The organism is Methylobacterium sp. Gmos1, assembly GCF_053764715.1.
On sequence record NZ_JBSNCC010000006.1, the window covers coordinates 129,825 to 153,772 of the forward strand.

The window sequence follows — 23,948 nt, forward strand, 5'->3', positions numbered from 1 at the left end:
TAGCACAGTCCCGGCGGGAAGTCAGGCCCGGCGAGGGTTCAGGCTTGCCCCGGCCAGACCGCGACGCCGATGAGCCAGGGGTGCAGCACCCGGGCGAACACGAACCAGGCTGCGACGCCGATCACCACCGCGAGCGCGTCGTTGCGCCAGCCGGCGGGCGCCGCCACCGGCCCGGCATGGGCCTTCACCTCGTCGCGTCGCTTGGCGCTGATGCGGGCCATCACCGCCCAGGCCAGGATCGCCCCGAACAGGACGATCGAGCCGAGGTCGCCGTTGGCGAGCAGGTGCGCGGTGGCCCAGATCTTCACGCCGAGCAGCATCGGGTGCTTGAGCCGCGCCTTGATCCGCCCCGGCAGGTAGGCGGCGACGAAGCTGACGAAGGCGAGGAGCACGAGGAGCAGGGCGAGGTGGCGCGTCCAGACCGGGGGCGACCACACCGCGATCATGCCGCTCGCCCGGTACTGGCCGTAGCCGATCCCGGTGACGACGAGGCCGAGCAACGCGACCAGCGAGTAGCCGATCTTGTAGGGCCCCTCCCCCACCCGCGCGATCAGGGCGGCCCGGGGACCGCGGGCCATCGTGAAGGCGTGGGTGCCGAGGAACAGCGCGAGGCCGACGATCAGGAGCAGCATCGAAGAAAAGTCCCCGGGGATGGCGGCCGATCCGGCGGATCGCCGATAAGCAAGCCTCAAGCACTCTGGGACAGGCTCGGACCCCAAGTCCAGGGACGCCGCATGCTCCTCCGCCTTCTCCTCGCGTGTCTCTGCGTCGCGGCCGTGACGGCGCCGGCCTTGGCCGAGCCTCCGCTCTCGGCGCTGACGCTCGTCGGCCCGCCCCGCACGGTATTCAAGGCCGGCCGCGACGCCTGCGACGGCCACGACGTGCCGGACGCCCCGGCCCGGGCCCTGCGCGAGGCCGATGGCGGGATCGCGCTGTTCGGGATGCACTACCGCAACCGGGCCCTGCGCGGCCGCGACTTCGACAGCCTGAAGCTCGACTGCAAAATCGTGCTCGATTCCGCCTTCAAGCCGGAGCCCGAGGCCTTCGACGACCGCACCTGGATCACCGCGACCTGGACCGAGGACGGCACCCGGATCGAGGCGCTGCTGCACGAGGAGTACCACGCCGACGACCACGGCCGCTGCCGCGCCACCGGCATGCTCGCCTGCTGGTACAACGCCGTGCTGGCCGCCCGCTCGTCGGACGGCGGGCGAAGCTTCACCCGCGCGAGCCCGCCGGCGGTCGTCGCGGCGGCCCCCTTCCGCCAGGAGGTCGAGCAGGGCCGCCACCGCGGCTTCTTCAACCCCTCGAACATCTTCGCCGACGGCCGATACCGCTACTTCTACGCCTCGACCACCGGCTGGACCGGCCAGCCCTTCGGCGCCTGCCTGTTTCGCAGCGACGACGTCTCGGATCCCGCCCGCTGGCGCGCGTGGGACGGCAAGGGCTTCACCGCCCGCTTCCCGAACCCATACCTGAAAGGCGCGCGAACCGCCGGCCCGTGCACGCCGATCGCCCCGTTCCCGGCCCCGGTCGGCTCGGTGAGCCGCCACCGCGGCAGCGGCGCCTGGATCGCGGTGTTCCAGGCCAAGGCCGGCGGCGTCTTCTCGCGGTCGGGGATCTACTGGAGCACGTCGCGCGACCTTCTCGCCTGGGACGCGCCGCGCCTGCTCGTCGCCGGGGCAACGCTCTACGACGATCCGTGCGCCGCCGGGGGCGAGCTCGTCAGCTATCCCTCCCTCATCGACCCGGCCGCGCCCGGCCGCAACTTCGACACCGTCGGCGACACCGCGACGCTCTACACCGTCACGCTGAAGACCAAGGGCTGCGAGGTCACCTCGGAGCGCGACCTCGTGCGGCGGCCGGTGGCGATCAAGGTCTGGCCGTGAGGCCCCCGGGGCATCTTCCGACGAAGTGGATACCGGTTCGTCGAAGGTCTGCGGCGCAACCAGAGGCCCGGAGAGCTTCGCGATGGCAGCGCGATCGTGACGCGCTCTGGTCATCCCGCTCACGCTGCGTCAGGATGCCGGAGGGGAAGCGCGGGAGGGACGGCGATGCGGTGGCAAATCCTGGCATGCGCGGCGGCGCTCTCGCTCGCGGGGGCCGGTTCCTCGCGGGCGGTCAGCATCTCGGAGAGCGGCGACCGGGTGACGCTCACGGGCTCCATCGTTCCGGGCGACGGCGAGGCCTTCGCCCGCTTCCTCGCCGGGCCGCACGCCCAGCCGCCGCGGGTCGTCTACCTCGACAGCGGCGGCGGCAAGGTGCTGGAGGGCATCGCCATCGGCCGGGCGATCCGCCGCGCCGGCCTCGCCACGGCGGTGGACGCCCACGCGGCCCGGTGCGACAGCGCCTGCACGCTGATCTTCGCCGGCGGCGTGCGGCGCCACTACGTCCACGGCGAGGACGTCTACGAGGGGATGTCGGGCCGCTCCGGCCTCGGCTTCCACACCGCGCACCGCCCGGGCAACCGGAACGAGGCCAACACGCTGAGCGACCGCGGCACCGACAACATGCGCCGGTTCTACGCCGAGATGGGCCAGCCCGGCGCCGCGACGCTGGCCGACAGGGCCGCCTTCAACACCCTCTACCGCCCGTCCGGCGGCACCGCGCTCGGCCTCGGCATCGCGACGAGCCTGCAGGCGCCGTGAGGGCGCGGATTGGACAGGGGACGAGGCCGCTCGCCTCTACCCCCGCCAGGTGATGAGGTAGGCGCCCGCCACCACGAGCCCGACCCCGAGCCAGTTCACCCCCGACAAGCGCTCGCCGAGCAGCGTCGCGCCGAACACGGCCACCAGCACGATCGACAGCTTGTTGAGGGTCGCGACCTCAGCCGCGCCGCCGACCTTCAGCGCCCGGAAGTAGCAGGCCCAGGAGCCGGCGGTGGCGAGGCCCGACAGGCTCAAGAGGGCGAGATTGCGTCCGGTGAGCGCCCGCAGGGCCTGCCATTGGCCGGTGGCGAGGCAGAGCGCGCCGAGGGCGAGAAGGATCACCACCGAGCGCATGAAGGCGGCGGCGTCCGAGTCCGCCCCGGCGCTGCCGGCCCGGGCCAGCACCGCGGTGAGCGCGGTGAACACCGCCGAGACCAGCGCCCAGACCTGCCAAGACACTCCCTGACCCGACATCCCGCGATCCCTCGTTCCATCGCCGTGCGGCATCATGCATGACCGCCATGTGCGAATGCCGACAATGCGTTTCACTGGCGCACCGTCCTCCTCCAGCTTTCCCGCACCACGACCCCGGCGACGGGGCCCGACGGATGGCGGCCGGCCTCGAGACCGGCGCGAAGGGGGACGCACCATGGACCAGACGCGGCGGCTGTTTCTGGGAAGCGCGGCGCTCGGCGCCAGCGTGATGGCGACGGGCGCGAAGGCGCTAGAGCAGGACCACGGCAACCCGGGCGACGGCGGCTTCGGCCGCCAGGCGGTCTCGCTGCCGCCGGGCGCCAAGGTCGCCTACCACGATCCCAAGGATGTCGGGGCGATGCCCGACTTCCACTTCTCCCTCGACGGCAACCGGCCGAAGGTGACCTCCGGCGGCTGGGCCAAGGAGGCGACGGTGCACCAGTTCCCCATCAGCAAGGGGATCGCGGGCGTGCACATGTTCCTGGAGCCCGGCGCCTCGCGCGAACTGCACTGGCACGCCATCGCGGCCGAGTGGGCCTACGTCATCGACGGGCGCTGCCAGACCGTGGTGCTCGATCCGTCGGGGGCCAGCGAGATCAACAACTACGAGCCCGGCGACCTCTGGTACTTCCCGAAGGGTCACGGCCACTCGATCCAGACCATCGGCGACAAGCCCTGCCACTTCATCCTGTCGTTCGACAACGGCGCCTTCTCGGAGCACGGCACGTTCTCGATCACCGACTGGATCGACGTGACGCCGAAGGACATGCTGGCGCTGGAATTCGGCCTCACGAAGGAGGCGCTCGACGCCTTCCCGAAGGGCGAGACCTACATCCAGGCCGGCCCCGTGGTGCCGGTGTCGGAGGCCCTCGACGCGCCCTGGCCGAAGGAATCGACCCACAAGTTCCGCCTGCTCAAGGATCCCCGCGCGGTGCGCGAGTTCGACGGCGGCACCTTCCGGCTCGCGACCGTCGACGAGTGGCCGATCCAGAAGACGATGTCGGGCGGCGTTATGACGATCAAGCCGGGGCAGATGCGCAAGCTGCACTGGAACGTCAACGCCAACGAGTGGCACTATTACCTCAAGGGCAAGGGCCAGGTGGCGCTGTTCGGCTCGGGCGGGCGCGGCAAGGTCGCCGAGTTCAAGCCCGGCGACGTCGCCTACATCCCGATGGGCTTCGGCCACGCGATCAAGAACATCGGCGACGAGGACCTGGAGATCGTCCAGACCTGGGACAACGGCAAGTTCGAGGAGATCGACCTCGACACCTGGATCAAGGCGAGCCCGCGCTACCTCCTGTCGAACAATTTTACCGGTGTGCCGGGCGAGACGATCACGAAGCTGAAGCAGGCGTGAGATAAGCGGTTCGCGGCGCGCGTGAACCCTCCCCCCATCCCAAGTCGGGCTTGCCCGACTTGGGCAGAGGATGCGGAACTCGGGCTTACTCGAGTTCCGTGGGGGGGAGGGTTGGGCCGTGGCGTCGCGCCCGTCCCTCGGCTACAAACCGCTCCCGTGAACTGGGACGCGTTCGACTTCAAGCTGCTCATCGTGTTCGACGCGATCATGCGCGAGCGCCACGTGACGCGCGCCGGCGAGCGGCTGGGCCTGAGCCAGTCGGCGGTGAGCCATGCGCTCCAGCGCCTGCGCCGGGCGCTCGGCGACGAGCTGTTCGTGCGCGGGCCCGAGGGCATGAGCCCGACGCCCCGCGCCCTCGACCTCGCCGAACCGGTGCGCCGGGCGCTGGCCGAGATCGAGGGGGCGCTGCACCAGGACCGGTTCGACCCGGCCTCCTCCTCCGCGAGCTTCCGGCTGGTGCTCAACAACACCGCCGCGGTGGTGCTCGCCGCGCCGATCGCCGAGTGGATCGCCCGCCGGGCGCCGTCCTTGAGCCTGCACATGAGCCCGAGCGGCACGGTGCGGGTCGACGACCTGCTCGATCGCGGCGACGTCGATCTCGGCATCGTCGGTGCCGGCCGGGTCGAGGGCGAGCGCTTCGGCACCACCACGCTGATCCGGGACGGCTTCGCGGTCGTGGCGCGGCGCGGGCATCCGGCGCTCGGCCAGCCCCTCACCTACGAGCGCCTCGCCGATCTCGCGCACCTCGTCGTCTCCTCGACCGGCGACGACGTCGGCTTCCTCGACGCGATCCTCGCCCGCCGGGGCCTCCCCCCGCGCCGGGTCGCGATGGCGGCGCCGTTCCTGTCGGCGGCGCCGATCCTCGCCCGCTCCGACCTGGTGGCGGTGATGGCCGAGCGGATCGCCCGCACCCTGGCGACGGTGCACCCGGTCGCCTGCGCGGCCCTGCCGGCGGATCCGGACCTGCCGGTCACCGCCTCGGTCCTGGTCTGGGCCCGGCGGGTCGAGCGCCATCCCGGCCACGCCTGGCTGCGCCGGCAGGTCGCGGCCTGCATCCACAGCCTCTCGGCCGAGGCGCAAGAGAACCCGCAAGATATAACAGGTAATCCCTGAATCCCTGGCGCACGAGTCGATCGCCGGTAACTGAAAATTATCGGAATGCTCGTTTCAGTTGTGAACCCGAGAAGGTGCAACTGAACCATGGATCAGACGGTCGTCACCGCCGCGCAGAGCCGGCGCTTCGCCACCTTCGGGCTCACGGAGGACGACCGGGCCCGCCTGCGCGGCCTCGCCGGCTTCGCGCGCGAGCGCCTGCCGGGGCTGCTCTCGGAGTGGAACGCCCGCTTCGGCGACTGGCCGGAGATCCAGGACGCCCTGCGCGATCCGGAGGTGCACGCGGCCCGGGTGGCGCATTGGGTGCGGGTGATGAGCGGCGATTTCGGCCCGGACTTCACGGCCTCCGCCGAGCGGCTGGCCACGGTCTTCTACGCCCGGCGGGTGCCGGCCTACGCAGTCGCGATCTGCCACGCCACGGTGACGGCGGGGCTCGCCGAGGTCCTGGGCCTCGCCGGCCCGTCCCGGCTCCTCGGGGGCAGGGAGGCGGCGGCGCTCCGGGGCGCCCTCACCCGGGCGGCCTGGCTCAATCTCGAGGTTCTGCTCGAGACCTACGCGGCGGCCGAGCAGGCGAGCCGGCGCAGCGCCACCGCCGCCCTGGCCCTCGCCTTCGAGGAGCGCGTCGGGGCGGCGATCGGCGCGGTCGCCGACCAGGCGCTCGCCCTCGACGGCACCGTCGGGGCGCTGTCGCGCAACGCCGCCCGCTCGACCGAGGCGGCGACCGCGGTGGCGGCGGCGGTGCTCGAGGCCTCGGCCGGGACCGAGCAGGTGGCGCGCTCCGCCGAGCAGCTGCGCGCGGCGATCGCCGAGATCGCCGGCGAGGTCGGCCGCTCGCACGCGGTGGCGCAGGATGCGGTCGAGCAGTCCGACGCGGTGGCGGCGCGGGTCACGTCGCTCGCCGGGGCGGTCGGGCAGGTCGGCGAGGTGGTGACGCTGATCACCGGCATCGCCAGCCAGACCAACCTGCTGGCGCTCAACGCCACGATCGAGGCCTCCCGCGCCGGGGCGGCGGGACGGGGCTTCGCGGTGGTGGCCGCCGAGGTCAAGGCGCTCGCTCAGCAGACCGCCCGGGCGACCGGGACGATCGCCGGGCAGATCGAGGCCATGCGGGCGGCGGCGGGCGACTCGGTCGAGGCGATGGCGCGCATCCGCGAGACGATCGGGCGGGTGAGCGAGAGCAGCGCGATGATCAGCGCCGCGGTCGAGGAGCAGAGCGCCGCCACTGCCGAGATCGCCCGCAGCACCCGCGACGTCAGCGCCGGCACCGACGAGGTCGCCCGCCTGATCGACCGGGTGCGCGAAGATGCCGGCGGCACCGCCGAGGCGGCGTCGCGCGTCACCGGCTCGACCCAGGATCTCGGGCGGCAGGCGGCGGCGATGAGCGCGGCGGTAGGGGCGTTCCTCGGCGAGGTCAGGGCGGCGTAGGGCTGCCGATCCCCGCCCGTTTCAAGGTCCCGGCCAGGAGCTCGACCTGGGCGGCGATGCGCCCGAACGCCGCCGAATCCGAGCCTTCCGGCTTCGGCGGCAGCCGCTCGCCGCTGGCGGTGCGGGCGAGCGCCCCGGCGAGCCACTCGCGCCAGGCCCGCCAGGTCGCGGCGTCCGCCCCCGCCGGCTCGGGCTCGTGGCGCAGGATCGAGAGCCGCCCGGCCATGCGGCGCAGGGTGGCGTCGGCGACCATCGCGGCCTCGATGCGCGAGCGGCCGCGCCGGCGCGGCTCCTGGAGCGCGCGGGAGAGCGCGGCTTCGAGGTTGTTGCTGGCAAGCCCCGCCGCCCGGGCCGCGGCCTCGGCGGCGGCGGAGGTGCCGTCCCCCAAGCGCTCCGCCACCACCGCCTCGGCGTAGCGGGCATGGGCCGAGAGGGCGGCGCGCAGGGCATCGCGCACCCGTCCCGGCTCCCAGAGCGGCCACAGCAGCAGACCGGCGAGCACCGCCACCGCGCCGCCCAGCACCGTGAAGAGCGCCCGCATCCCGACGATCTCCCAGGACGAATGGCCGGGCTCGACGAGCTCGACCAGCACCACCACGAGGGGCGTCAGGCAGGCGATGAAGGTGCCGTAGCTCACGCCGCGGGCGGCGAAGCCGATCACGCTGAGCGGCACCATCATGGCGGCGAGGATCGGCGGCGAGGTGGCGTAGAAGGCGAGCACCGCCCCGATCACCCCGCCGAGCACCGTGCCGCCGATGCGCTCCAGCGCCCGCTGCCAGGTGGCGGCGTAGAACGGCTGCATCGTCAGCACCACCGTGATGGTGAGCCAGTGGGTGAACGGGCCCGGCCACAAGAAGGTGACGGCCAGCGCCGGCAGCGCCACCACGGTCGCCCGCACGGCGTGGCGCAGGTTCGCCGAGGACCAGGTGAGGTTGGCGCGCAGCGGCTGAAGCACCGTCTCGCGCCAGGGCGGGGCCGGCGCGCCGGCGAGCCCGCCGCCGCCGGCCAGATCCTCCGGCCCCGACAGCTTGGCGCCGATCCGCACCCGGTCGATGATGCGCTCGGCCATCCGGCGATAGGCCGGGTCGGCGTCCGCCGCGGGCCTCGCCCGGGCGAGCGCCCGCTCGATGCGCCATAAGTCCACCGGCTTGTCGCGGCGGATCGCCCGGGCGAGGATCTTCAGCATCGGCGGCAGCAGGCGCAGGAGCTTCTCGGCCTGTCCCCGCTGCGCCGGGGTGGCGCGCTCGAGGTAGTCGGAGAGGGCGATCATCACCCCGAACAGCTGCTCGGCCGCCTCCAGCCGGATCAGCGCCCGGGCGTTGCGCTCCGAGAGCCGGGCACGGCTGCGGGCGAGATCGAGCACCAGGGTGCGGGCGGCCTCGATGGCGTCGCGCACCGCCCGGCGGTGGCCGCGGGCATGGGCCTCCCAGACCGCCAGGTCGAGGCCTTTCATGTCGAGGCCGTTCATGTCGGCCCCGTTCGTGTCGGATCCCGGCGGGTCGGCCGAGAGCCGGCGCAGGTCGCGGGCGAGCCGCGACAGGCCGCGCCAGACGCCCCCGATCGCCGCGTGGGCGGGCCGGTAGGGGTGGAGGCGCCAGACGACGAGCGCGAGGAACGCGGCCCAGAGCCCGCCGGCCCAGAACATCGCGGCGACGACCGCGCCCTGCTCGACCGTGAGCGCCCGGTCGAGGGCGAGGCAGAGCACCACCACCAGCACGTTGCCGACGGTCTGGGCCGGTACGCCCCAGACCCGCGCGAAGGTGCAGCCGAAGATGACGACGAGGGCCACCGGCAGCACCAGGGCCGGGCCGTAGCCCTCCATCACCCCGAAGGCGCCCCAGAACAGGCCGCCGAGCCCCGCGAAGGCGAGGAGTGCCCGGAGCCGCGGCCGGATCGGCCCGCCGATGTCGCAGAAGCACGTCAGGTTGGCGGCGAGCGCCATGGTGAGGAGCGGCGGCCAGGCCAGCCACCATTCGAGGAGGATGATGCTCGCGAAGGCGACCGCGGCCCGCAGGCCCTCGGCGACGTTGATGCCGGTGAGGTCCGGCGCCACCGGCAGCCGGGCGAGGTCGGGACCCGGCTCGCGCAGGGTGCCGCGGCGGAGGGGAAGGGGCTTCATCGGGGGGTAAGGGTCACGGGCGCGCGAGTCCTGAAGGGGCGCCGCGGGCGTGGCAAGCCGCGTGCCCCAAAGCCCCCTGATAGAGACCGGTTATAGGATGCGGGCGCGCGCCGTGTACCGCTCAGCCCTCCGGTCGCGCCGGGTAGACCGGCCGGCCCGCGACCGGCAGCGCGGTCCGGCGGCAGAGATAGACCTCCTCCTCCGGGTGCGCCTCGATCCGGAAGCCGGAGGCGCGCAGCATCGCCTCGGTGCAGGCACGATTGGGCGCCCACCAGTTGGTCGGGTCGCCGGCGTAGGCCTGCTCGATGAAGTGCAGCTTCGGGTAGCCCGGATCGTCGAAGGGGGCGGCGTCGAAGAAGTCGTAATCCGCCGCCACCGGCGCCACCGTGCTCGCGCCCCGCTGCATCGACTGGAACACCATCAGGTCGCCGGCGACGTGGGCGTGGATCAGGTCGAGGGCGAGGAGCGGGTGGCGCAGGTGGTAGAGCACGCCCATGAACAGCACCACGTCGAAGCGCTCGCCCAGGGCACCGACGTCGTAGACCGAGAGGTTGCGGAACTCGATCTCGGCGCGCAGCGCCCGGGCGACGAAGCGGGCTTGGGCGAGGTAGCGCTCGTCCTCGTCGATCCCGAGCACCCGGGCGGCGCCGCGGCGCTTCATCTCGACGGCGTAGAAGCCGGCATTGCAGCCGATGTCGAGCACCGTCTTGCCCGTGAGGTCGGCCGGCACCGCGTCGGCGAAGGTGCGCCACTTCACCATCGGGTAGTCGCCGAGGAAGTGGCCGGGCGCGGTGAACACGCCCGGCGCGATCTCGATGTTGTGGAACCACGGCCCCAGGGCCTCGGCGCGTTCGCGCAACGATTCGGCGCGCAAGGTCTCGTCGGTCATGGGTGGCTCCCCAGGAAGGCGCGCTCGTTCAGGCTCTCGACCTTGGCGCCCCAGGCGCCCAGCACCAGCACGCTCACCGAGGCCGGGCCGATCTCGAACAGCCGCATCGCATCCGCCCCGAGCCCGAGGGCGTGGGCGATCACGAGCTTGATCACGTCGGCGTGGCTGACGAGGGCGAGGCGGGCCTCGCCGTGGCGCGCCCGCAGCTCCTCCAGCCCCCGCAGCACCCGGGCCTGCGCCTCCAGCGCCGTCTCGCCTCCGGGCGGCCGGGTGACGTGGCGGGCCTGGTTCCAGCCGGCCCAGAGCGGATCCTGGTGCAGCTCGTCGAAAGGCAGCCCGGCCCAGGCGCCGAAATCGATCTCGTTGAGCGCCGGCAGGATCCCGACCGCGAGTCCCGCCCGGGCGGCGACCGGCTCGGCCGTCTCCCGCGCCCGCTCCAGCGGCGAGGCGTAGACCGCCGCCAGCCCCTCGCCGGAGAGCCGCGCGGCGAGCGCGTCGGCTTGCGCCCGCCCCTCGCGCCCGAGCGTCACCCCGGGCATCCGCCCGCACAAGACGCGGCCGAGCCGGTCGTGGGCGGCGTGCCGCACCAGGAAGAAGGTCGTGGTCATGCCCGGCGCGGCTCCCTCGTTCCGGACGCCAGATAGGCCGGGGGGCGGGAGCGGCCATGGGTGGGGCAGATACTGGAGGGTAGTTTTTTGAAACGGGGTGGCACGGCGGAGCCGACGCTCGTCGCGGTTCTCCTCACCCTGGCGCCCACGGCCGCTCGCGCTAGCTTCGCACCCGTGCCGAAACACGGCCTCGGACCGTGCGGCATCGCCCGGAGGATCCCCGCCATGCGCCCGACCCTGCTCCTCGCCCTGGCGGCCGCGCTCGCCGCCGGCCCGGCCGGCGCGCAGGGCATGCGCAACGCGCCCCCGCCCCGGGCGCTGGAGACGGCGGCCTACGTGTTCGCGGCGGCCAATGTCTGCGGCTACCGCATCGGCACCGCGCCGTTCGAGGCGCTGCTCGCCCGCTACCAGGTGTCGATCGAGGACGTGCGCCCGCCCCGCGGCCCGTTCGGCGCCAAGGTGCAGACGATCTTTTCCCTGATGTCGAACCAGATGATGCAGAACCGGGACGCCGCCTGCCGGGCGGTGGCCGGCGAGTACGGCCCCGAGGGCACCATCGCCCCGGGCATCCTCCTGCCCGCCGCCCCGGCGGAGCCGCCCGCGAAACAGCCTTGAGGATATGGAGACACGGATGAGCGACGAGGCCCGCCCGCAAGGCCAGCCGCACGGGCGCTACGCCTACAGCCCGCTGCCGCAGCGCCCGACCTACGACTGGCCGGGGGGAAAGCGGCTCGCGGTCTACGTCGCCCTCAACGTCGAGTGCTTCGACTTCGGCGGCGGCCTCGGGGCCGAGCTGGCGCCGGGCGGGCCGCAGCCGGACGTGCTGAACTACGCCTGGCGCGACTGGGGCAACCGGGTCGGGGTGTTTCGCCTCGCGGACGCGTTCGACGCCCTGTCCCTGCCCGCCTCGGTGCTGGTCAACAGCCGCATCTACGCCGAGTGCCCCGGCCTGATGGACACCTTCCGCGCCCGCGGCGACGAGGTGGTGGGGCACGGCCGCAGCAACGCCGAGCGCCAGGGCACCTTGGCCGAGGACGAGGAGCGGGCGCTGATCGCCGAGGCCACCGCGACCCTCGCCCGGGCGGAGGGCAAGGCCCCGGCAGGCTGGCTCGGCCCCTGGATCTCGCAGAGCCGCGCCACCCCGGACCTGCTGGCCGAGGCCGGCTACCGCTACCTCCTCGACTGGTGCCACGACGACCAGCCGACTTGGTTTAAGACCCGCGGCGGCGGCCGCATCCTCTCGGTGCCCTACCCGCAGGAGCTGAACGACATCCCGTCGATCGTCGGGCGCAAGGATTCCGGCGCGCAGTTCGCCGAGATGATCGTCGACGCCTTCGAAGAGATGCGCGCCACCGCCTCCGACGCGCCGCTGGTGATGGGCATCGCGCTCCACCCCTACCTCGTCGGCCAGCCGCACCGGCTGCGCCCGCTGCGCCGGGCGCTGGCGCATATCGCCGAACACCGGGATGAGGTGTGGATCACTCGCGCCGGAGACATCGCGGACCACGCGATCGGGCTGCCGGAGGGGATGGTGCCGGCCTGATGCCGAAGGGGAGCGACGCCGTACTCGAAGTCGAGGAGTCGCCCACAACCGGAGATCGCGTTGTGCGCGCCCTCTACCTCAGGGTTATACGCCGGGTAATGCGTTAACCGGCAATTCACGATGTTTTCCTACATCAACGGAGTATAGCTTCATTCGGGTAGTGGTATGTTACGCAGGCTGACCGTCCGATCCCGCCTCTACGTCGGCTTCGCGTCGTTGATGATCATCGCCGCGAGCTTGGGCGGATTCTCGATCTACCAGCAGGCCGGCCTCACCGAGCAGTACGAGCGCCGGGCGCTGCTCGACGACCTGTCGCGCTCCGCGCTTGCCGTGACCGCGTCCACCGGCACCCTGTCGGGCCTGGCCGAGCAGTACCGGCTCTCGCCGCGGCCGGAGCTGATCGCCGGGATCGACGGGGAGCGCCGGTCGATCGAGGAGGCGGGCGACCGCATGGCGACCCGGGCGATCAACGAGGAGCGCCGCCGGCTCTACGGCGAGATCCGCGAGCGGGCGCGCGAGCTGAAGCCCGACCTCCAGCGCCTGGAGGCCGCGGGGCGCAGCATGGCGGAGGCCAAGGAGAAGCTGTTCAAGGGCGGCGACGAGCTGACCCGCGCGAGCAACGCGATGGTGGCCGAGATGCGCGCCCGCGCCAGCGACGCGCAGGTGCTCCAGGCCGCCGCCGCCGAGAGCGCGGTGCTGCTGGTGCGGGTCGCCAACTGGCGCTTCCTGGCGACGCAGGACGCGAACGGCCCGGCGACCTTCGCGACCAATGCCGGCAAGGCCGAGGCCGCCCTCAAGGCCCTGCGCGGGACCGACGCCGCCGGCGCCTTCGCGCAGCCGATCCGCGCTACCGAGCAGGCGCTCGTATCTTACGTCGCCGCCTTCCAGGCCTACACCGCGGCGTCGGGCGAGAGCCGCCAGGCCTACGATTCCGGCATCAAGCCGCGGGTGGCGGCGATTGATCAGGCCACCCGGACGGTGCGGGCCAAGGTCGAGGCCGCGGTGCGCGAGATCGCCGCCGACACGGAGGCGATGACGGCCCGGACGCTGACGATCCAGCTCGTCCTGATGACCCTCGCCCTGTCCCTCGGCGCCGCCCTGGCGTTCCTGATCGCCCGCAGCATCGTCGGGCCGGTCACCGGGATGACCGCCGCGATGAAGCGGCTGGCGCAGGGCGAGACCGATCTCGTCGTCCCCTCCCGCGATGCCCGCGACGAGATGGGCGAGATGGCCCAGGCCGTCGAGATCTTCCGCCGGAACGCCATCGCCCGCGAGGAACTGGAGGCCCAGCAGCGCGACGAGCAATCCGCCCGCCAGCGCCGGGCCGACCGGGTCGACCAGCTGGTGCGGGGCTTCCAGCACCGGGTCGCGGGCTCGCTCGAGATCGTCACCTCGGCGGCGACCGAGCTCGACGCCACCGCCCGCACCATGACGAGCGTCGCCGACACCACCAGCGCCCAGGCGCAGGCCTCCAGCACCACCGCCGAGCAGACCTCGGCCAACGTCCAGATGGTCGCCGCCGCCGCCGAGGAGATGGTCAGCTCGCTCCAGGAGATCGAGCGCCAGGTGCTGCGCTCGAACGAGGTCGCGGGCAACGCTACCCGCGAGGCCGCGGCGACCGACGCCGCGATGACGAGCCTCAGCGCCGCCGCCACGCAGATCGGCGCCGCGGTGGCGACGATCACGGCAATCGCCGACCAGACCAACCTGCTCGCGCTGAACGCCACGATCGAGGCGGCGCGGGCGGGGGCCGCCGGCCGCGGCTTCGCGGTGGTGGCGGCCGAGGTGAAGGAGCTCGCCGCCCAGACCTCCCGGGCGACCGTCGAGATCGGCGGGCAGATCACCGCGATCCAGGCCGCCACCGGCCAAGCCGCCGGCGCCATCGGGCAGATCGGCCAGACCATCGCGACGATCAACGAGATCAGCGGCATGATCGCCGCGACGGTGACGGAGCAGACCGCCGCCACGGCCGAGATCTCGCGCAACGCCTCCCAGGCCGCCCGCAGCACCCAGGACGTGACCGTCGCGATGTCCGGCGTCCTCGGCTCGGCCGGCGAGACCGGCAGCGCCGCCTCCCAGGTGCTGACGGCCGCCGCCGAGCTGGCCATGCAGTCGCTCACGGTCAAGCAGGAGGTCGACGGCTTCCTGCGCGACATCCAGGCGGCCTGACCCGGCGGCGCTCGCCGGCACCGGACGTCACCGGGCCTGCCGCGGCGACGCGGCGGGACCGCTTCTGCGTCCGCCTCCCGGCGCCGTACCGGACGGTGATCTCCGCCGTTCCTCTCGCCTCAATGGACAGACTTGCTGTCCTCCAGGTCGTCCCGAACCGGGAGAGCGGAGCCCGGAGTGCCGAAGGCACGCCTGGAACCGCCGACGTTGCAGGATGGTGAGGCGACCGGTTCGCTTCGTTTACCGGCAAGGGCGGGCAGCACCGGCGCCGGACCTTGGCCGTATCCATCGCAACGTCACCGCAACGATTCCTACGTCTTCGCCGCCGGCCGTCGCGCCGGACCAGACCGTATGCGCGTCGCTGCCGTTCAAGAGCAAGATGTCGGAAATATTGGGCGGCGGAACGACTTTGTGCGCTGGCGCACACGGGGCGCCAGCGAGGCCTCGCTGGCGAGTGACGAATGTTGACATTCATCACCCCTCCGGTAGGTTGATCGACATGCGGCCGGGCCGGCCGCGACCTTGAGTTGAGCTCCGCCCCCTCGCTCCGCTCAAGGCCGTGGATCGGCCCGGCCGTACCCGTTTCCGTGACGCCGCTTTACGCCGGGCGGCGATTCTGGCACCGCCCACCCATGTCGCTGCGCGCCTGCCTCGTCCTCGCCCTGCTCACCGGCCTCGCCGGCTTAAGCTTGCGCCTCGCCGTGCCGGTCGCCCCGGTCGACCAGGATTATCGCGACGTGGTGGCGTTCTACCGCGCGATGCCGGCGGGCAGCGGGCACTGATCGGTCAGCCGATCTCCCGCTCCGCCGCCTCGGCCAGGGTCCGGAAGCGCTCCCCGGTCAGACCGGACCCCGAGATCTCGTAGAGCAGCCTCCCGCCATTCGGCAGGAGGCCGAACCCGCCCTCCGGCGCCTCGCGGAAGCGCTCGAGCGCGATCGGGACCCGGTTCAGGGTCGCGGCCTGGCTCGCATGGGCGGCGAACAGCTCGGCCTTGAAGGCGCAATCCTCGGGATCGAGGTGGAGCGCGATCGCCCGCCGCGGCGGGTCGGTGGGCAGGAAGCTGCCGGCGTCGAACCCGTCCGGGCCGGCATGGTAGAACGGCATCTCGATCACCGCGAGACGGTCCGGCCCGAGCAGCCGGCGGGCACCGCGCAGGGCGAGCGCCACGGCGTCGTGATCCGGATGGCCGCCCTCGACGGCGTGGGTCAGCGCCACGGTGATGCCGCGCGCGGTGAAGAGGTCGGCCAGCTGCCGGGCGAGCGGCGCGATCGCCTCCGCCACCCCTCCGTCGGGGTATCCAAGGGCGATGCGCCGCGCCTGTTCGATGCCCGCGAGGGTCAGCGCCGCGTCGAGTTCCCGGGCACGGGCGGCCGCGTAAGCCGTGGGATCGGGGAAGCCGCGGCGCATGGCATCTCCCCCATCGCGGGGCACGCCGTCGGTGACGTGGATCACCGTGAGGCCCAAGAGGCGCGGCAGCTGCGCGCCGCAGCCGATGCTCTCGTCGTCCGGGTGGGCGACGACGAGCGCGGCGGATTGCGCCGGAACCGGCCCGCAGGCCGGGTCGGCGAGGGCCGCCAGGAAGGCTTCGGCGGCGGGCGAGGTCGAGGCGATCGATCCCATCGCGATCAGATCGCCGGCTGCGGCCCGAGGGCGGGACCCGGCCGGATCATCCCGGCGTAGCGCCGCACCATCGCGGCGCAGAACTCGGCGAATTCCTCCTTCACCTGCGGCGGGCTGGTATGGTGGGGGGCGATGCCCCGGTGCTCGGGGGTGAAGCAGAAGGTCACGGTCACGTCGAACTCCGCCAGGGCCTCCATCTGCCGGTCGAACCAATCGAGGGCATCCGGCCGGAACGAATCGGCCCAGGACAGGCCGGTGCGCAAGTAGGTCACCCCGAGCCGCCGCATCCAGGCCACCGCCTCGTCGAGGCGGTGATCCTGGTAGTGGAACCACTGGCATAAGCCCAGCGCCGGGGTGTGGCGGGCGAAGTGCTCCAGAGCGGGCTTCGGCGTGCCGTCCTCGCGCAGCAATCCCATGTAGAAGTGCCGGTAGTACGAGGAGCCCTCCGCCTCCCGGTGCCGGGTGGTGGCGCCCCAGGCCTGCGGCAGGTCGTAGAGGCTGTACCAGTGGATCCGCGGCGCCCGGCCGATCAGCAATTCGGCGGTGCGATCGACCCCGAAGACCTGCACCTCCTCGGCGCCGAAGGTCGAGACGCCGACCTCGGTGACCCAGATCGGCTTCTCCGTCACCGCGCGGATCTCGGCGATCTTGTCCGGCCACTCGTTGATCTGCCAGAGGTTCCAGTCGAGGGGAAAGCCGTGCACCGCCACCACGTCGACGTGGTCGAGGGCGCCTCGCCCGTCGAGCATCCGGATGAAGGTCGGGTCGATCGGCGAGATGCCGCCCAGCACCGTCGGCAGGTGCGGCGCCTCCGCCTTCACGGCACGCGCGGCGCAATCGAGGGTGTCGGCGAAGAGCGACCAGCCCGGATCGATCTCGGGATCCCAGTGCGACTTGTTGTTGGGCTCGTTCCAGATCATCGCCGCTTCGATCATGCCGGCCTCGTCGCCAAAGGGGGTGGGAGTATGGTGGCCCGTCATGGCGGCAGGCCGGGCGCGGTGCAAGCCGTCCGCCGCCGCAGCGAGCGGACCGGGATGGAGTGAGTGCTTCCGGAGCGCGAGCACGCTGGAAGCATTCCGAAGAACAGCCGGTTGTCCCTGCGGCTTGACGGCCACGCAGCCCCCGCTTGTGCGGCGACGCCTTGACGGCGATGCCGCACCTGCGAGATGACCTCTCCCAAATCGAAACCCGTCGAACGCCTTCAGGATTCCTGGCCCGATGAGCAACTTCAACGAGGAGCGCGTCCTGTCCGTCCATCACTGGACGGATTCGCTCTTCAGCTTCCGCACCACCCGCGACCCGTCGTTCCGCTTCCGCAACGGCGAGTTCACCATGATCGGCCTCAAGGGCGAGGGCGCCAAGCCGTTGCTGCGCGCCTACAGCGTGGTCAGCGCCAACTACGAGGACGAGCTGGAGTTCTTCTCCATCAAGGTGGCCAACGGCCCGCTCACCTCGAAGCTCCAGCACCTCAAGGTCGGCGACCCGATCGTGGTCAGCCGCAAGGCCACCGGCACCCTGGTGCTCGACAACCTGATGCCCGGCCGCCACCTCTACCTGCTCGGCACCGGCACCGGCCTCGCCCCCTTCCTGGCGATCATCAAGGACCCGGAGACCTACGAGCGCTTCGAGAAGGTGATCCTGGTCCACGGCTGCCGCCACGTCCAGGAACTGGCCTACGGCGAGACGATCACCGAGACGCTGCCGAACCACGAGCTGATCGGCGACATGGTCCGCGACCAGCTGATCTACTATCCGACCGTGACCCGCGAGCCGTTCCGCAACCGCGGCCGGATCACCGACCTGATGACTTCGGGCAAGCTCTTCTCCGACATCGGCCTGCCGATGATGACGCGGGAGGCCGACCGCTTCATGCTCTGCGGCAGCCCCGACATGATCCGCGACACCCGCGACCTGCTGGCCGGCGCCGACTACGTCGAGGGCAACCACGGCGAGGCCGGCCACTACGTCATCGAGAAGGCCTTCGTCGAGAAGTAGCGGTGTGATACGCCGGATGCGCCGGGAGACTCGCGTGCGCATCCTGCTCATCAACCCCAACACCACGCCCGCCGTCACCGAGCAGGCCGCCGCGCATGTGCGGCGCCTGATCCCGGCCGAGATCGTGCCGGTGACCGGCCGGTTCGGCGCCCGCTACATCGCGAGCCGCGCCGCCGCCGCCATCGCCGGCCACGCCGCCCTCGACGCGCTGGCCGCGCATGTCGGGGCTTGCGACGCGGTCTACCTCGCCTGCTTCGGCGATCCGGGGCTTCTCGCCCTCAAGGAGGTCTCGCCGGTGCCGGTCGTCGGCATGGCCGAGGGCGCGCTGCATCTGGCCTGCACCCGCGGACGGCGCATCGGCATCGTCACCGGCGGCGTGCTGTGGAAGCCGATGCTGACCGAGTTCGCGGCGATGCTCGGCCTTTCCGAGCGGCTCGCCGGCATCCGCACCGTGGCGCCGACCGGCGGCGAGATCGCCCGCGACCCCGACGCGGCGCTCGGCCGCCTGGCCGAGGCCTGCCGCGCCTCGGCCGCGATCGACGGCGCCGACGTGGTGGTGCTCGGCGGCGCGGCGCTCGCCGGCCTCGCCGAGCGGGTCCAGCCCCAGGTGGAGGTGCCGGTGATCTGCTCGGTCGAGGCCGGGGCGCGGGCGGTCGTGGCCGCCGCGGGGCTCGCCGGCGCGCGCCCGACCCTGCCGCCGACCGAGAGCGTGGGGCTGTCGGAGGAGCTGGCGGGGTTGCTGCGCGGGGGTTGATGGGCGCGGGATCCCCGCCCGGCAGGGCTGTCAGTCCCACGAACGAAGCGCGGGCTTTCTCCTCTCCCCGCCGGGCGGGGAGAGGGCTGCATTCCCGTTCAGGGAATGCAGCAAGCGGAGGCGCAGCCGAAGCGAGGGTGAGGGGGTCTCGACGAGTGAGCCTCTTCCGGCAAAACCCCCTCACCCTCGCCCTTCGGGCTTGCTGCTGACCCAACGAGGGGTCAGCAGCCCTCTCCCCACCCGCGGGGAGAGGAGGGACCCGCGCCTTTCCTGTCCCCGGACGGCCCCGGCCCCCACAGGCCCGGAGATCAGGCGCCCCTTCGCCCCATCAAGCGCCCGGCTCCGCCCCCACCGAACCCTCGACGGGCCGGAAGCACGGCACCGGCGTCCCGTTCTTCGACGAGACGAAGACCAGCCTCACCGGCTGTCCCACTGCGACCTGCCCCGCCTCGCATTCGACGAGGCTCGTCAGCATCGTCGGCCCTTCCGCCAGGGTGACGTAGGCGATCGCCCGCGGCGGGTCCTCGCGGGTGAGCACCGTGTAGCTGTAGATCGTGCCCTCGCCCGAGGCCTCCTCCCAGGCGGTCTCACCGAAGCAGAACGGGCAAAGCTCGCGCGGGTACCAGTGCGCCTTGCCGCAGGCCGTGCAGCGGCGCAGCAGGAACCGGCCCTCCTTCGCCGCCGCCACGAAGGGCGCGGAGTCGGGGCTCGCCGGCGGATCGGGCCAGTCGCCGTCGCGCAAGGGGATCCGGGTCATCGTCTCACTCCCTTCCGAGTACCAGGGTCGCGGCGCCGTGGCGGCTGCCCAAGAGGCCGCCGATCCCGGTCGCGACGGCTAGGTCGCAGTTTCGCACCTGCACGGCCGGATGGGCCTCGCCGCGCAGCTGGCGCACCGCCTCGATCACCTTGGTGATGCCGCCCCGGTTGGCCGGGTGGTTGTTGCACAGGCCTCCGCCGTCGGTGTTGAACGGCAGGCGGCCCGTCCCCGCGATCAGGTTGCCGTCGGCGACGAAGCGGCCCCCCTCCCCCTTGGCGCAGAAGCCCAGATCCTCGAGCTGCATTAGCACCGTGATGGTGAAGCTGTCGTAGATCGAGGCATACTTGATGTCGGCCGGCGTCACCCCGGCCTCCGCGAAGGCCGCGGGCCCCGAATGGCGCGCCGCCGAATACGTCAGGTCGACCTCGCCGCCGAGCTGGCCCTTGTGGGCCTCGCCCGCCCCCATCACCCGCACCAGCGGGCGCTTGAGGCCCCGGGCGATCTCGGGCCGCACCACCACCAGCGCCCCGCCGCCGTCGCTGACGACGCAGCAATCGAGCCGGTGCAGCGGATCGGCGACCATCGGCGAGGCGAGCACGTCCGCGACGCTCACGACGTCGCGCAGCATGGCGTGCGGATTGTGTTGCGCGTGGTGCGAGGCCGCGACCTTGATCCAGGCGAGCTGCTCCGCCGTGGTGCCGAACTCGTGCATGTGGCGGCGCGCGCACAGGGCGTAGAGGTTGACCGTGGTCGGGCCGAAGGGCGTCTCCCACGGGCTGTCCGGCGCGTCGGCGATCACCGGCCGGGCGGCGGTGCCGGAATGCCCGGCGCTGCGGGGGCGGCCGGCCAGCGTGACGAGGGCGACGTTGCACCTCCCCATCGCGATCGCCTGCGCCGCATGCGCCACGTGGGCGATGTAGGAGGCGCCGCCGATATCGGTGCTGTCGAGGTGGCGCAGCTTCAGGTTCATGTAGTCGGCCATCGCCAGCGGCCCGAGGCCCGGCGCGTCGCCGGCGCAGAAATAGCCGTCGACGTCGTCCTTGGTGAGCCCGGCATCGGCCAGCGCGCCGGCGGCGGATTCGGCGTGGAGCTGAGCCACCGACTTGTCCGGAGCCTTGCGGGTCGGGTGCTCGTAGGCCCCGACGATGTGGGCGCGTCCGTTGATCGTCATGGTCACACCGGGTCCCAGGAGAAGACGTCGGGGCTGCGGTCGAGGGGGGCGAGGTGGCCCGAGAGCGCCGGCATGCCGTGATCGGCGATGGTCTCCGGCGTCCAGCCCTCGCCCCGGTGCACGCCGCGCACCGGGCGGGGATGGTTGAAGACGAACAGCTCGTTGTGGCGGGCGGCGAAGATCTGGCCGGTGACGTGGCTCGCCTGATCGGAGGCGAGGAAGACCGCGAGCGGCGCGTTCTTCTCCGGCCCCATCGCCTGGAGCTTGGCGACACGGGCCTTCTGCTCGGGGGTCTCGGCGGGGATCGAGCTCGTCATCCGGCTCCAGGCGAAGGGCGCGATGCAGTTCGAGCGCACACCGAACCGGCCCATGTCGAGGGCGATCGACTTCGACAGGGCGGCGACGCCGAGCTTGGCGGCGGAATAATTGGCCTGCCCGACATTGCCGATCAGCCCCGAGGTCGAGGTCATGTGGACGTAAGCGCCCGCATTCTGGCGCCGGAAGATCTCGGCGGCGGCGCGGGAGACGAAGAAGCTGCCGTTGAGATGGACGTTGATGACCGACAGCCACTCCTCGGGGGTCATCTTGTGAAAGATCTGGTCGCGCAGGATGCCGGCATTGTTGACCACGATGTCGAGGCGGCCGAAGGCGTCGAGCGCCGTGGCGACGATGCGTTGCGCCGCCGCCCATTCGGCCACCGTGTCGGTGTTGACCACGGCCTCGCCGCCGCGCTGCTCGATGATGGCGCGGGTCTGCTCGCCCGGCGTCGCCGAGGTCTCGCCGAGCCCGCTCAGGGATGCGCCGACGTCGTTGACCACGACCTTGGCGCCGGCGAGCGCCATGGCGAGCGCGATCTCCCGCCCGATGCCGCCCCCGGCCCCGGTGACGAGCGCGACCTTGCCGTCCAGCATGCCCATGGGGTTCCTCCCTTGCTTCACCGCCCGCTCCATTGCGGCGGGCGCTTCTCGACGAAGGCGCGCGGCCCCTCGCGGTAATCCTCGGAGGCCTGGACCCGGGCGCGGGCGGCGGCGCTCGCGGCGCGCAGGGCCGCCTCGTCGGAATCCGGCGCCAGCCGCGCGACCGCCAGGCTCTCGCGCACGGCGAGCGGAGCGTTGCCGGCGATGGTCTGCGCCAGCGCCAGCGCCTCCGCCCGGGCCGCGCCCGGCGCCGCCAGCCGGTTGACGAGGCCGAGCGCGTGGGCGCGCGAGGCCTCCAGCCGCGCGCCGGTCAGGATCAGTTCGAGGGCGACGGCCCGGGGCAGCGCCCGCGGCAGCCGGTAGAGGCCGCCGGCCGCCGCGACGAGGCCGCGGGTCACCTCCGGCAGGCCGAAGCTCGCGCCCTCCCCCGCGACGACCAGCTCGCAGGCGAGCGCGATCTCGCAGCCGCCGGCGAGGGCCGGGCCGTCGACCGCGGCGATCCAGGGCTTGGCCCGCGCCGCGTGGACGAAGCCGGCAAACCCGCCGGTTTCCGTCCAGAGGTCGTCGGCCCGGCCCTCGGCGACGACCTTGAGGTCGGCCCCGGCGCAGAAGACGGAACGTGAGCCGGCGAGCACCACCGCGCGGACCGCGTCGTCGGCCTCGGTTTCGGCCACCGCACGCGCGAGGGCGCGGGCGAGACCCGGATCGACGGCGTTGCGGGCCGCCGGCCGGTTCAGCGTCACGACGGCGACGTGCGCGCCGACGCGCTCGACGAGGACCGGCTCCGCCATCACGCCGCCTCCCATTCGAGGAGCCCGTCGGGGGCCGTGCGCAGGGTGCCGTCGCGCCCGACGGGGGAGCGGTCGAGGTCGGTGAGCAGGCCCAGCGTCGCGGGGTCGGCCGCCGGCACCCGGGCGAGCAGCCGCGCTTCCCCCCGGCGCAGCACCACGACGCCGCGCTCGGGCGCGCCGTCGCGGTCAAACAGCACCGTGTGGGTCTCGATGACGGCCCGGCCCGCGGCCTCGTCGAGAACCGGCGGCACCGGCCCGCGGCGACGATCGGCCTCGTCCTGGACCGAGGCCGGCGCGTCGTCGGGCGCGCGGGGCGGACCGCCCAGCACCAGGGCGTGGTGCTTGGTCACGAACTCGCCCTGGCCGTAGAGCAGCCCGGCCGCGCCCGGGCTGGCGCGCAGGCGCCGCACCATCGCGCAGGCGGCGTGCGCCATGGTGCCGTTGAGCGGCGCGCCGAAGAAGGTCAGCCCGCCCGTCACGCTCGGCACGGTGTCCTCGGGCAGCCCAAGGCTGCGCCGCGCCATCTTCGGCACGCACGGAAAGCAGCTGTAGAGCTCGACCGCCGCGAGGTCGGCGGGGGTGAGCCCGGCCCGGCGCAGGGTCTCGGTCAGAACCGCGTCCTGCGCCGGGGCGTGGTCGAAGCGGTCGCGCGACAGCCAGTCCCGGGGCTCGGTCGCGGCAGCGCCGGGGCCGATCGGGACCAGGCGGTGCTCAGGCAGGCCGGCGGCGCGGGCGAGGCCCAGGCTCGTCACGATCAGGGCCGCGGCCTGGTTCACCACGGGGTTGGCTACCATCAGCTTCGGGTAGGGCCAGGCGATCGGCCGGTTGGCGGCGGACGGGGTGGCGATCTCGTCCGCGGTGAACGGACGGCGCAGCCAACCATAGGGATTCTCGGCCGCGACCAGGGACATCGCGGCGCCGAGAGACGCCGATTCATCGCGGCCCTGGCGCGGGGTCTGGCCCCAGGCGGCCTGGAGCGCGGTCTCGTAGAGGGGATAGACGACGACCGGCTGCGACAGCCCGTGGCGCAGGGCCTGGGGGTGGAGGTAGTCGCGCGCCCGCGGGTTGGTCCAGGCGGGGTCCGGCGCGGTCCAGGGCGGGACGGCGTCCTGCGCGGGGTTCAGGCCGGCCCGGCGCGCGGCGCTCGCGCTGTGCTCCGCCTCGCCGCTGCACAGGGCCGCGACCTCGGCCTCGCCGCGGGCGATCCTCAGCGCCGCCTCGTGCAGGAACCGCACCGGCGTCTCGCCGCCGACCGGGCCGTAGGCAAGGCGGGCCGGGCGGTGGCCGACGAGGTCGGCGACGCGAGCCGGCAGGTCGGCGTAGGGCCAGGAGACGGCGTTGACGACGTCGAGCGAGGCGATCCGGGAGAGCCAGCCGCCGCCGGCATCCCGGTCGGCGCGGGCCAGGGCCTCGGCCATCAGGGCGGCGGGCTCGGGGCCGATCAGGCCCCGGCTGGGGGTGTCAGGCCGGTCGGCGACCTCGCCGATGCCGACGATGACGGGGATGCGGGCGGGGTCGGTCATGCGAGGTTCGCCACTCGGGAGGCACCGCCGCCTGACCCCTCCCCCCTCTGCGGGGGAGGGTGCCCGGCGGATGCC

General features: G+C 73.0%; 23 protein-coding genes. 11 read left to right on the top strand and 12 right to left on the bottom strand.

Going from position 1 to position 23,948, the window contains the following annotated elements:
• Positions 1-38: 38 nt before the first annotated feature.
• Positions 39-632 carry an NnrU family protein gene (locus tag ACS5PV_RS14385; RefSeq protein WP_455396007.1) on the bottom strand — a complete coding sequence of 198 codons (594 nt, stop codon included), beginning with the start codon at positions 630-632 and terminating at the stop codon, positions 39-41.
• A gap of 102 nt (positions 633-734) precedes the next feature.
• On the opposite strand from ACS5PV_RS14385, the gene ACS5PV_RS14390 reads away from it, so the two are divergent.
• Together ACS5PV_RS14390 and ACS5PV_RS14395 are read left to right on the top strand one after the other, a co-directional pair.
• A complete protein-coding gene (locus ACS5PV_RS14390; protein WP_455396008.1) occupies positions 735-1,889 on the top strand; it encodes a hypothetical protein in 1,155 nt (384 codons plus the stop codon).
• Between the two features lie 165 nt (positions 1,890-2,054).
• A complete protein-coding gene (locus ACS5PV_RS14395; RefSeq protein ID WP_455396009.1) occupies positions 2,055-2,648 on the top strand; it encodes a hypothetical protein in 594 nt (197 codons plus the stop codon).
• Positions 2,649-2,684: 36 nt separating this feature from the next.
• On the opposite strand, the gene ACS5PV_RS14400 is transcribed toward ACS5PV_RS14395, so the two are convergent.
• Positions 2,685-3,122, bottom strand: a complete 438-nt coding sequence (locus tag ACS5PV_RS14400) for an EamA family transporter (protein ID WP_455396010.1) — start codon at positions 3,120-3,122, stop codon at positions 2,685-2,687.
• A gap of 175 nt (positions 3,123-3,297) precedes the next feature.
• Between ACS5PV_RS14400 and ACS5PV_RS14405 the strand changes: the two genes are divergently transcribed.
• The 3 genes from ACS5PV_RS14405 (at position 3,298) to ACS5PV_RS14415 (ending at position 7,017) form a co-directional block, all read left to right on the top strand.
• A complete protein-coding gene (locus ACS5PV_RS14405; RefSeq protein ID WP_455396011.1) occupies positions 3,298-4,479 on the top strand; it encodes a cupin domain-containing protein in 1,182 nt (393 codons plus the stop codon).
• A gap of 156 nt (positions 4,480-4,635) precedes the next feature.
• A complete protein-coding gene (locus tag ACS5PV_RS14410; RefSeq protein WP_455396012.1) occupies positions 4,636-5,592 on the top strand; it encodes a LysR family transcriptional regulator in 957 nt (318 codons plus the stop codon).
• An 87-nt stretch (positions 5,593-5,679) separates the two neighbouring features.
• Positions 5,680-7,017 (top strand): methyl-accepting chemotaxis protein, encoded by a 1,338-nt coding sequence (locus tag ACS5PV_RS14415; RefSeq protein WP_455396013.1) that lies wholly within the window; start codon positions 5,680-5,682, stop codon positions 7,015-7,017.
• Here the strand turns inward: ACS5PV_RS14415 and ACS5PV_RS14420 are convergent.
• From ACS5PV_RS14420 to ACS5PV_RS14430, 3 genes are all read right to left on the bottom strand, one after another.
• Positions 7,004-9,136: an FUSC family protein gene (locus ACS5PV_RS14420; RefSeq protein ID WP_455396014.1), complete on the bottom strand. Its 2,133-nt coding sequence runs from the start codon at positions 9,134-9,136 to the stop codon at positions 7,004-7,006. The two genes, ACS5PV_RS14415 and ACS5PV_RS14420, sit on opposite strands and share 14 nt — an antisense overlap.
• A 121-nt stretch (positions 9,137-9,257) precedes the next feature.
• A complete protein-coding gene (locus ACS5PV_RS14425; RefSeq protein WP_455396015.1) occupies positions 9,258-10,025 on the bottom strand; it encodes a TIGR04290 family methyltransferase in 768 nt (255 codons plus the stop codon).
• Positions 10,022-10,633 (bottom strand): histidine phosphatase family protein, encoded by a 612-nt coding sequence (locus ACS5PV_RS14430; RefSeq protein ID WP_455396016.1) that lies wholly within the window; start codon positions 10,631-10,633, stop codon positions 10,022-10,024. The genes ACS5PV_RS14425 and ACS5PV_RS14430 overlap by 4 nt, the downstream gene beginning before the upstream one ends.
• 225 nt (positions 10,634-10,858) lie before the next feature.
• On the opposite strand from ACS5PV_RS14430, the gene ACS5PV_RS14435 reads away from it, so the two are divergent.
• The 4 genes from ACS5PV_RS14435 to ACS5PV_RS14450 all read left to right on the top strand — a co-directional run bounded on the left by ACS5PV_RS14435 (position 10,859) and on the right by ACS5PV_RS14450 (position 15,127).
• Complete coding sequence (locus ACS5PV_RS14435) at positions 10,859-11,248, top strand: hypothetical protein (RefSeq protein ID WP_455396017.1); 390 nt, start codon at positions 10,859-10,861, stop codon at positions 11,246-11,248.
• Between the two features lie 16 nt (positions 11,249-11,264).
• Entirely contained in the window at positions 11,265-12,176 is a 912-nt protein-coding gene (locus tag ACS5PV_RS14440; RefSeq protein WP_455396018.1) for a polysaccharide deacetylase family protein, read from the top strand.
• 165 nt (positions 12,177-12,341) lie between these two features.
• Entirely contained in the window at positions 12,342-14,345 is a 2,004-nt protein-coding gene (locus tag ACS5PV_RS14445; protein ID WP_455396019.1) for a HAMP domain-containing methyl-accepting chemotaxis protein, read from the top strand.
• Between the two features lie 632 nt (positions 14,346-14,977).
• Positions 14,978-15,127: a hypothetical protein gene (locus ACS5PV_RS14450; protein WP_455396020.1), complete on the top strand. Its 150-nt coding sequence runs from the start codon at positions 14,978-14,980 to the stop codon at positions 15,125-15,127.
• A 4-nt stretch (positions 15,128-15,131) separates the two neighbouring features.
• Here the strand turns inward: ACS5PV_RS14450 and ACS5PV_RS14455 are convergent, their stop codons facing one another.
• Both ACS5PV_RS14455 and ACS5PV_RS14460 read right to left on the bottom strand, forming a co-directional pair.
• Positions 15,132-15,965: a PIG-L deacetylase family protein gene (locus ACS5PV_RS14455; protein ID WP_455396021.1), complete on the bottom strand. Its 834-nt coding sequence runs from the start codon at positions 15,963-15,965 to the stop codon at positions 15,132-15,134.
• A 5-nt stretch (positions 15,966-15,970) separates the two neighbouring features.
• Positions 15,971-16,900, bottom strand: coding sequence for a beta-xylosidase (locus tag ACS5PV_RS14460; protein ID WP_455396022.1), 930 nt, complete (start codon positions 16,898-16,900; stop codon positions 15,971-15,973).
• Positions 16,901-17,183: 283 nt separating this feature from the next.
• On the opposite strand from ACS5PV_RS14460, the gene ACS5PV_RS14465 reads away from it, so the two are divergent.
• Positions 17,184-17,960 (top strand): ferredoxin--NADP reductase, encoded by a 777-nt coding sequence (locus ACS5PV_RS14465; RefSeq protein ID WP_109972662.1) that lies wholly within the window; start codon positions 17,184-17,186, stop codon positions 17,958-17,960.
• Positions 17,961-17,994: 34 nt separating this feature from the next.
• On the top strand, positions 17,995-18,714 hold the full coding sequence (locus tag ACS5PV_RS14470) for an aspartate/glutamate racemase family protein (RefSeq protein WP_455396023.1): 720 nt from the start codon (positions 17,995-17,997) through the stop codon (positions 18,712-18,714).
• A 328-nt stretch (positions 18,715-19,042) separates the two neighbouring features.
• On the opposite strand, the gene ACS5PV_RS14475 is transcribed toward ACS5PV_RS14470, so the two are convergent.
• The 5 genes from ACS5PV_RS14475 to ACS5PV_RS14495 are packed head-to-tail and all read right to left on the bottom strand — an operon-like array spanning position 19,043 to position 23,873.
• On the bottom strand, positions 19,043-19,471 hold the full coding sequence (locus tag ACS5PV_RS14475) for a Zn-ribbon domain-containing OB-fold protein (RefSeq protein ID WP_455396024.1): 429 nt from the start codon (positions 19,469-19,471) through the stop codon (positions 19,043-19,045).
• 4 nt (positions 19,472-19,475) lie between these two features.
• Positions 19,476-20,642 carry a thiolase domain-containing protein gene (locus ACS5PV_RS14480; protein WP_455396025.1) on the bottom strand — a complete coding sequence of 389 codons (1,167 nt, stop codon included), beginning with the start codon at positions 20,640-20,642 and terminating at the stop codon, positions 19,476-19,478.
• 2 nt (positions 20,643-20,644) lie between these two features.
• Positions 20,645-21,559, bottom strand: a complete 915-nt coding sequence (locus ACS5PV_RS14485; protein WP_455396026.1) for an SDR family oxidoreductase — start codon at positions 21,557-21,559, stop codon at positions 20,645-20,647.
• A 17-nt stretch (positions 21,560-21,576) separates the two neighbouring features.
• Positions 21,577-22,350, bottom strand: a complete 774-nt coding sequence (locus ACS5PV_RS14490; RefSeq protein ID WP_455396027.1) for an enoyl-CoA hydratase-related protein — start codon at positions 22,348-22,350, stop codon at positions 21,577-21,579.
• Positions 22,350-23,873, bottom strand: a complete 1,524-nt coding sequence (locus ACS5PV_RS14495) for an acetyl-CoA acetyltransferase (protein ID WP_455396028.1) — start codon at positions 23,871-23,873, stop codon at positions 22,350-22,352. The genes ACS5PV_RS14490 and ACS5PV_RS14495 overlap by 1 nt, the downstream gene beginning before the upstream one ends.
• Between the last annotated feature and the right edge of the window lie 75 nt (positions 23,874-23,948).